Source organism: Bacillus paramycoides (genome assembly GCF_001884235.1).
Taxonomy (GTDB): Bacteria; Bacillota; Bacilli; order Bacillales; family Bacillaceae_G; genus Bacillus_A; species Bacillus_A paramycoides.
The window spans coordinates 33,680-40,981 of record NZ_MAOI01000007.1 but is presented as its reverse complement, the minus strand read 5'-3'; the positions used below and the strand labels follow the sequence as shown (position 1 = coordinate 40,981).

The window sequence follows — 7,302 nt, the reverse complement described above, 5'->3', positions numbered from 1 at the left end:
TCATTAACATAAGAGAATAGTAACGTGCTTTTAACTTCAAGAATAGTCTAAATCCTTAAGTTGATGGATGTGGGGTCACACCACATGCCCGTCAACCTAACAGAACAAGTTGCCCCCAAAACGATAAAAATGAACTTCGGTGCCATAAAAAACACAAAATTTCCGTTTAAGGAGTACTTTAAAATCTTAGATTGATGGGTATGGGGCGGGACTCATTAAATAGCAAGTGTAGAGATTGCTTGTTTGTAGATTAGTTGTTGTTTACCATGAACCATCATTAGGACGGTAAATTTATCTGTTGCAAGGATCTTCCCGCGTAATGGAACGCCATTCTTTAAAAATACAGTAACTTCCCCTTTTTTTTCTTTCAATTGTTCATAAGTATCTTCTTGTAAATTAAACATGAAATGCGCCCCCTGGTTTCTTTTTATTTACTTTTCTTCTAATACCTGCTGCTTTTCACTGTTGAATATTTGTGATTCCCATTCACTTTCTATTTTTCTAAACCATTTTCCTATTTTGCTTAGATAATATCTTTTTACTTCACCATTAGGAATCCAAATTTCACGTTCCTGTATTTGATTCATCACTTCATGAAGAATCTCATCATGTTCATACTTCCTAGGTTTTCTATAATGTGTTTTTACAAACTGTGTATATTCTCTACGTAACCAATTAGAAATATGTTGCCTTTGTCTTTGCTTGAGATGTGACCATTTTTTATTTGTTTGAAGGATTTTTCCATTTACTTTTATGTGGTTTTTCATCTACACTCATCCCCTTTTACTAGCAAAACGAATATATAACTATCGTATCATATATAAATCGAAATACTGCTCTAGATACATATTTCGCAAGAAATCTATCCGAAACAAACCATACATGATCCATTTAGCGGCTTACTTCAACATAAGATTTAATGTAGACTATTAATTAGGTATTTAGTTTTTTATTAAATGTTACGGTACGTGAAATTTTATATTTCCTGTATTAAAAAAAAGCCCCTTGAAAGGAGCATTTATTTTACAAGATACTGTTCTACTTCTTTTAGTAATAATTCTGCACCTTCTGGACTTAATGTTATCTTACCATTTGCTAATGCTATGTTACGATTTGACACTTCTCCTGTTAATGTACAAACATGACCAGGTTGATACTTCTGTAAAATGATGTCTTCCCCTTCTACAAAAATCTCTAATGGTGATTTTTCTTTAATCCCAAGCGTATTTCTAAGTTCCTTTGGAATTACTATACGCCCTAATTCATCCACTTTTCTAGTTACTCCGGTTGCTTTCATCCAGCATATTTCCCCATTTCATCATCAATTTGTACCCAAGTTATTCTTTACTATTGTAACAGGCTTTCTCCATACACGAGAAACATAATGATCCAAAAACTAACGATCATAACCAGAATTTCTTTAAACCTTTGCTGAAAGGAAATACACCCTTCTTCCATTCTACATGCCCCTTTTCTCTACAACTTTTAATATGTTAAAATATAGAGGAAAGAAATCTGCCAATTTCTTTCCTCGACGGTCACTCATGACTTTGCTCTTTGTTTGCTTCTTGCAAATGAAGAGCTTTTATTTTGCATACTTATACTTACTTTCTAACATCGCATAGCGCAATAGCTTTAACTTTGTCTCTCTCTTCAATGCTTTCCACTCAGATACACCAATTTTCATTTTCCATTCCTCCAATAATTAAATTTGTTATTTATATAGCTTATAAGTTCCAGTTGTAAATCTTTCTAATTTGTTTATCGCTAAATCCTTCATGGACAGCAAATATTTCTGGAAAATCAGAGATACACAAATCAATAATTATATTATCAGTTGTTCTTATATAGTAATATTGGACAGCTCCTTCATAATTCGAATATAAATAGTACTTATGAATCTTATGATTTAATCCATTTTTCTCTAATACCTCATATAACTTATTTTTAGTTTCATCCATTACGTCAAAAATGGTTAACTGCTCCATCATTAACAGCTCCTTATTGCGTAAATTTACTAAACTAACTCTAGGAACAAGGTTGTTTCATTATGTTCATTTGTATGCACATTAAACTGTTTTCCCGTAGCTTCTAATGCACTAAAAAGCATTCTTTTATATCCTTGCTCCATAAAATCTACACTGATTTGACCATGATTCATAATAAATTGAAGATCAGCCATCATCTTTTTAACTTTTCCTTCCATATAATAACCTCCTCAATAAAGTTATATAACTTATATAATCATTCTATTACTCATTTTTCTAGTTGTCAATATAAGTTATATAACTTATAATATTTTTTATAGAGGAGGTTGTAATATGGCTGTTAATAAAGATAAGTACACTCAAATTTTAGTTACTTTTACAAAAGAACAAGTAGAACAAATAGAAAATTATTGGCATGAAAATAAGCTGAAGAATCGAAACGAAGCAATTCGTCAGATCGTAGACAAAGGGTTAAGTCGTAAATAATGGCTACCCTTTTTATTTTTCCTAAAAAACCTAAAAACGCATTTAAATCCCCTTTCTCCCTTTACATGCGTTTTTATAACAAATACGACTTATTATATTGATAACTCCATCAAAACCCCATACAACTAAATCTGAAAGGTCATTTTTTAGTTGAACTGTTTTTTTTCATGTATTCTTTAAATAAATAAAAAAAGAGCCGGATTTTCATCACAGCTCATGAATTAATTGGTTCTGTATGTGTACATGTGGGATATTGTGAACATCCAAAAAACTTATTACCTGTTTTATTTGAATTACGAACGACTAAATCATGTTTACATGTGGGACATTTCCGTTCTGCAGGTTTTACCCCTTGATACACATCTTCAGCCGAATATTCGGGATTGATTTTATTAATCAATTTCTGAAGTTCTACACGATCTATAAGTTTTACATGGCATGCCTCCGCTAATTCTTTCGCCTGTCTTGTATATACACTATTTGTTACAACCCAGCCCTCGTGTGCTTTGTAATAAGCTTGCGCTGCATATATCTCTTGTACGGCACTAATGCCGACTCTATTTTTCATCCCGTAGCGTTTCGCCTGGATTACAATACGATTCTTCCCCTTCAATACCAGATCCGCTCCGAAATCATTTGACTGCTTTGTGACTGTTGGAGAATAACCCAACTCTCGAAAGAGAGCTTTTAGGTATACTTCGAATTTATGTCCGTCCATTTTGTCTATATAGCGAATACCAGACTTAGCCATTCGCTTTAATATTCTTCGCTCCTGGATCTTCCGGTACATGAATTTACAAATACGAAAAAGAACATAAAGGATAAAACCATACATCAAAATTTGTAATATGTTTGGCATTTCTGGTAGATTAGACACTTCGCTCCACCTCTTTAATTGGTTTCATTTTCTTTGGTTGGGCTGTTTCTTTTGCCTGTTGCTCATTCACTTGTTTCTTCCGGACATCGTTCCAATCTTTTTCATTCGTTGGAATATCCTCTTTAAGATCTACAAAGCATTTCATTGTCTGAATGAAGTCTTTCCCAGCCTTATCATTATCAACTGCCATTATGACTTCTTTAATATCGTGCCCTTCTTTTTTCGCATCCATTAAAGATTGAATCACTGTTTTGGACTTCAATCCATGCATAGAAACCAGGCGAGCGTTTTGGATATTATTTTGTTTAATGCTCCAATGAGATAACATGTCGATTGGATCTTCATAAAAATAAATCTTATCCGGTTTACCTACATCAACCGTAAAACCGGCATTGATTTTTTCATAATTCGGGACAATTTGCTTAAAGCTTCCTCTTTTATTCTCCATTTTGACTGTACCTTGACGGTTCATTCCAATTACTTGCCCTTTTCCTCCTTCTTCCCTCCATTTAAACACCACATTATTTTTCTTATCCTGGGCGATGAGATCCTTTTTAATCAGCCAATTCACCAAGCGAGGATCTATTTTTCGTTCATGAATTAGATATTCTTTTATCTCTGTTTGCTTATTTACTTCCAGGTGTTTTGGATAACTAAATGGCTGCTGCTCTTTTTGGCGCTCCTCTTCAGCTTTTGAACGATCAAACTCTTTGTAGTCCCCCTTCTGAATGTCCATCACGGCTTGTGGGAATGTCATGTCATAGTACATCATCGCAAAGCTAATCGCTCCATATCCTTTTTCCCCTCGACTATTCCAGGCGTACTGATTTCCTTTAATGATGAGACTATCATGTTCCGTATGACGATAATAATTTCCTTCTTTCTTAAACGTTTCTCCTTTTGCTTCCAGATATGAAATCAAGTCAACTTTTCTTGCTTTCATCGCATCCTCCGCACTGACATATGCCATTACGGAATCCCCCCTTTACTCTATAAAATGAAATAAAAAAGAGGACTATTCCGTTTCCTAGTCCTCTTTTACATACATTCAATTTTTATTTGCCGAATAAGAATTTTAATCGCTTCTCCTGTACGCTGTATGATAAACGAGCGTCAAATTTTTTCCCGTTTTTGTTCGAGATAAACCCTTTGATCTGATCCGTTACATTCTTTTCTAATAACTTTTTCACATGGTTACTACTTAAATTTTTACCAGAGAATGTACCAAAAATAATGAAGTCACAGCCTTTTTTGTATTTCTCACATAAGTAATTACTTTTCCCTACAAGAACTCTACTCTTACATAATGGACACTTACCAATGGTACGATCTTCAGTTGTTGGAAAACGGAATTTCAAACTTCCGTCCGCTTCCATATAGATAGCTGCTGTAAATTCTCCCTTTTCCCCTTCAAAGCCATTTATAAAATCAGTCGTTTTATACTGAATCAGCTTTTTCATTTGATTACCAGGGATCGCTTTCCCTTTCATCTTTGCTGGTAACATAAAATCGCATCCGTTTTTATGTTCCGTGCATCCATAAAACGTTTTACGATGAAGGATCTCACCTTTTTTACATTTTGGGCATTTACCAAATGACAGCTCCTCTTGTGTTGGGAACTGAAATTTAACTTTCCCTTCATGTAACACTAGATAAGCGGAAAACTCCTTCTCATTGGACTTAAATCCTTTTAAAAGATCTGTTTTCTTATCCTCAAACAGCTTTTTCGCTTGCGCTTCCGGAATCGCTTTTTCTTTAATTTTTTTCGGTAAGGAGATTTCGCATTCTGGATAATTACTGCACCCATAAAAATTGCCTTTATGAAGGATTTTTCCTTTTCTACAAGGGCATTTGCACACCTCAATTTGCTGATTCCAAGTATTAATAATGCTATCCGATACTTTATCATCCATTGCGCCTAGTTGTTCCACCGTATCCTTTACAAACGTATTTGTTTTCTCTACAAATTCCTCATATTTCATTTCATTCTTTTCGATCATGTAGATCATCCCTTCCATTTCTGCCGTATAAGATGGATTTTTGATTTCATCTACCGGAAAAGCATCTATAAACGCACGACCAATATGAGTGGTTTGAATCTGATTGTTGGTAACATCAATATAGCTTCGCTCTAACAGTTTCGGGATAAATGTTTCTTCCGTTGCGACTGTCCCAATCCGTTTTCCTTTCATGAGTTCTTTCAAATGTTCATTATCCAATTTACGTCCTGCCGTTTCCATAAAGGTTAAAATGGAACTTTCCGTATGAAAGGCTGGTTTCTTTGTTCGGGACTCAATCAAGTCATACTGAACGATTCTGAAAGAATCTCCCTCCTGTAAAACGGGTATTTGAAATGCCTCAACTGATCCCTCTTCTATATCCTCTTGAAACACACTTAGAAACCCTTTCTCTTGTAGGATTTTTTCTTTTGTACTATATGTGTTGCCCTCTTGATCTATAAAGTGTACTTCTCTTACCAGGTAGATTGCCGGTTTCATAAAGTTCCCGATAAATCGTTTTACAATTAAGTCATATAACTGTTTTTCTAATGGATTTCGGTTGGTCCCGACATATAATTTTGTTGTTGGGATGATCGCAAAGTGACTACTTACTAACTCATCATTAAAAGTCGTATGTTTTTTCGTAATAGAAGATGGAACTACTTGTTGTACTAAATTTGTATAGGAGCTCTTTTCTAATGCTGCCATTACTTCTTTCACTCGTTCCACTTGTTCGGTAGGTAAGTGCCTGGATGAAGAACGAGGGTACGTGATAAAGCCTTCGTCATACAAACTCTGAATATGTTTTTTTGCCGTTTCTGCATTTACCTTCAGCTTGGCGTGAGCATCTTTGTAGATGTCTGTTAAGTTATATAACAATTTTGGTTTCTTTTTTCTCGTACTTTCTTTAAATTCCGTAACGATTACATTTGTTTCTTTCAAACTATCTCCAAGTTTTTGTAGTGGCGATGGATCTGTCAGTTGATCTTCTGTTTGCATTACTGGGGATAAACCGTTTTCCGTTAATAATTTTAAATTGTAGTAGGTTTGTTCTTTATAGTTTTGGATAGCAATTTCCCTTTGACGAATTTCATTCAAGATACACATTTGAACACGACCAGAAGCCAATAAGAATTGGTTTCTTGCTAGTTTTGATGTGCAACCTCTTGTAACATTAATGCCTAGGATATAGTCCAGGTATTGCCTTGCTTTAGCGGATTGAGCAAGCCCATCATAGTCTGTTCCTGGTTCTAATCGGTTTAATGCTCCCTCTAACTCTGCGGCCTCATAGGAAGAGATAAAAAGGCGGGATTCTCGCTTGTTAACACCTGCATGTTCAACTATCTCACGATAGATAAGCTCACCTTCCTTGTCCGCGTCACAGGAGTTGACCACATGTTCTACATCGGGACGATTTAACAACTTAACCAATATTTGAACTTGTTCGAGACTATCCGATTTCACTTTATATTCCGGCTCCAAAATAATTGGTAAATGTTCGAATTTAAATTCTTTGTATCTCTCGTCCATCTCCTCTGGATGTTTTAGTTCTAATAAATGCCCTCGGCACCAACTAATAATGTAATTTTCATTTTCATAGTAGCCATAATATGGCTTACTTCCTGGATATTTTTGCGAGTTTCTAAATCTAGGTGATTTCAATAATTCAACAGCTACCTTCGGCTTCTCTGCAATAAACAATGTTTTCCCCATACGTAGTACCTCCTATTAATCTGCAATTTCATTTTCACGATTCCATTTCTTATTTCTCCACCTTTTTATCATTCTGTGACCGAATAATAACAACGTGTTTAAAAAGACTGCTACGAGGAACATACAGCCCCCAAACAGCCATACATTCATGACATTCGCTCCTTTCGTTTTACAAATGAGAAAGAGGGCTTTACTTTTACCCTCTTTCATTTTTAGCTATAAAAAAATCACTTTCCGT

Annotated in this window: 10 protein-coding genes; 1 reads left to right on the top strand and 9 read right to left on the bottom strand. The window is 34.9% G+C overall.

All coding sequences use genetic code 11. The features are described 5' to 3' along the window. Nucleotides 1–215 precede the first annotated feature (215 nt). The 5 genes from hfq to BAU28_RS00630 all read right to left on the bottom strand — a co-directional run bounded on the left by hfq (nucleotide 216) and on the right by BAU28_RS00630 (nucleotide 2,206). Nucleotides 216–404: an RNA chaperone Hfq gene (gene hfq, locus BAU28_RS00650; protein ID WP_071717420.1), complete on the bottom strand. Its 189-nt coding sequence runs from the start codon at nucleotides 402–404 to the stop codon at nucleotides 216–218. 27 nt (nucleotides 405–431) lie between these two features. Next, entirely contained in the window at nucleotides 432–767 is a 336-nt protein-coding gene (locus BAU28_RS00645) for a transposase (protein ID WP_071717419.1), read from the bottom strand. 251 nt (nucleotides 768–1,018) lie between these two features. Further along, nucleotides 1,019–1,297: an AbrB/MazE/SpoVT family DNA-binding domain-containing protein gene (locus tag BAU28_RS00640; protein WP_071717418.1), complete on the bottom strand. Its 279-nt coding sequence runs from the start codon at nucleotides 1,295–1,297 to the stop codon at nucleotides 1,019–1,021. Nucleotides 1,298–1,727: 430 nt separating this feature from the next. Beyond that, entirely contained in the window at nucleotides 1,728–1,991 is a 264-nt protein-coding gene (locus tag BAU28_RS00635; RefSeq protein WP_071717417.1) for a hypothetical protein, read from the bottom strand. 26 nt (nucleotides 1,992–2,017) lie between these two features. Next, nucleotides 2,018–2,206, bottom strand: coding sequence for a hypothetical protein (locus tag BAU28_RS00630; RefSeq protein ID WP_071717416.1), 189 nt, complete (start codon nucleotides 2,204–2,206; stop codon nucleotides 2,018–2,020). Nucleotides 2,207–2,321: 115 nt separating this feature from the next. On the opposite strand from BAU28_RS00630, the gene BAU28_RS30270 reads away from it, so the two are divergent. Then, nucleotides 2,322–2,474 carry a ribbon-helix-helix domain-containing protein gene (locus BAU28_RS30270; protein ID WP_000290205.1) on the top strand — a complete coding sequence of 51 codons (153 nt, stop codon included), beginning with the start codon at nucleotides 2,322–2,324 and terminating at the stop codon, nucleotides 2,472–2,474. 214 nt (nucleotides 2,475–2,688) lie between these two features. Here BAU28_RS30270 and BAU28_RS00625 read toward each other — a convergent pair whose 3' ends face one another. From BAU28_RS00625 to BAU28_RS31250, 4 genes are all read right to left on the bottom strand, one after another. Then, nucleotides 2,689–3,351 carry a restriction endonuclease gene (locus BAU28_RS00625; protein WP_071717415.1) on the bottom strand — a complete coding sequence of 221 codons (663 nt, stop codon included), beginning with the start codon at nucleotides 3,349–3,351 and terminating at the stop codon, nucleotides 2,689–2,691. Beyond that, nucleotides 3,344–4,321: a DUF3991 and TOPRIM domain-containing protein gene (locus tag BAU28_RS00620; protein ID WP_071717414.1), complete on the bottom strand. Its 978-nt coding sequence runs from the start codon at nucleotides 4,319–4,321 to the stop codon at nucleotides 3,344–3,346. Before BAU28_RS00620 ends, BAU28_RS00625 begins: the two co-directional genes overlap by 8 nt. Nucleotides 4,322–4,406: 85 nt before the next feature. Beyond that, nucleotides 4,407–7,064 (bottom strand): type IA DNA topoisomerase, encoded by a 2,658-nt coding sequence (locus BAU28_RS00615; protein ID WP_071717413.1) that lies wholly within the window; start codon nucleotides 7,062–7,064, stop codon nucleotides 4,407–4,409. A 15-nt stretch (nucleotides 7,065–7,079) separates the two neighbouring features. Further along, entirely contained in the window at nucleotides 7,080–7,214 is a 135-nt protein-coding gene (locus tag BAU28_RS31250) for a hypothetical protein (protein ID WP_276327741.1), read from the bottom strand. Nucleotides 7,215–7,302 lie beyond the last annotated feature (88 nt).

Bases quoted from the DNA above. Each gene is read 5' to 3' on its own strand.
- hfq (WP_071717420.1), bottom strand. From the start codon at position 404: ATGTTTAATTTACAAGAAGATACTTATGAACAATTGAAAGAAAAAAAA.
- BAU28_RS00645 (WP_071717419.1), bottom strand. From the start codon at position 767: ATGAAAAACCACATAAAAGTAAATGGAAAAATCCTTCAAACAAATAAA.
- BAU28_RS00640 (WP_071717418.1), bottom strand. From the start codon at position 1,297: ATGAAAGCAACCGGAGTAACTAGAAAAGTGGATGAATTAGGGCGTATA.
- BAU28_RS00635 (WP_071717417.1), bottom strand. From the start codon at position 1,991: ATGATGGAGCAGTTAACCATTTTTGACGTAATGGATGAAACTAAAAAT.
- BAU28_RS00630 (WP_071717416.1), bottom strand. From the start codon at position 2,206: ATGGAAGGAAAAGTTAAAAAGATGATGGCTGATCTTCAATTTATTATG.
- BAU28_RS30270 (WP_000290205.1), top strand. From the start codon at position 2,322: ATGGCTGTTAATAAAGATAAGTACACTCAAATTTTAGTTACTTTTACA.
- BAU28_RS00620 (WP_071717414.1), bottom strand. From the start codon at position 4,321: ATGGCATATGTCAGTGCGGAGGATGCGATGAAAGCAAGAAAAGTTGAC.
- BAU28_RS00615 (WP_071717413.1), bottom strand. From the start codon at position 7,064: ATGGGGAAAACATTGTTTATTGCAGAGAAGCCGAAGGTAGCTGTTGAA.
- BAU28_RS31250 (WP_276327741.1), bottom strand. From the start codon at position 7,214: ATGAATGTATGGCTGTTTGGGGGCTGTATGTTCCTCGTAGCAGTCTTT.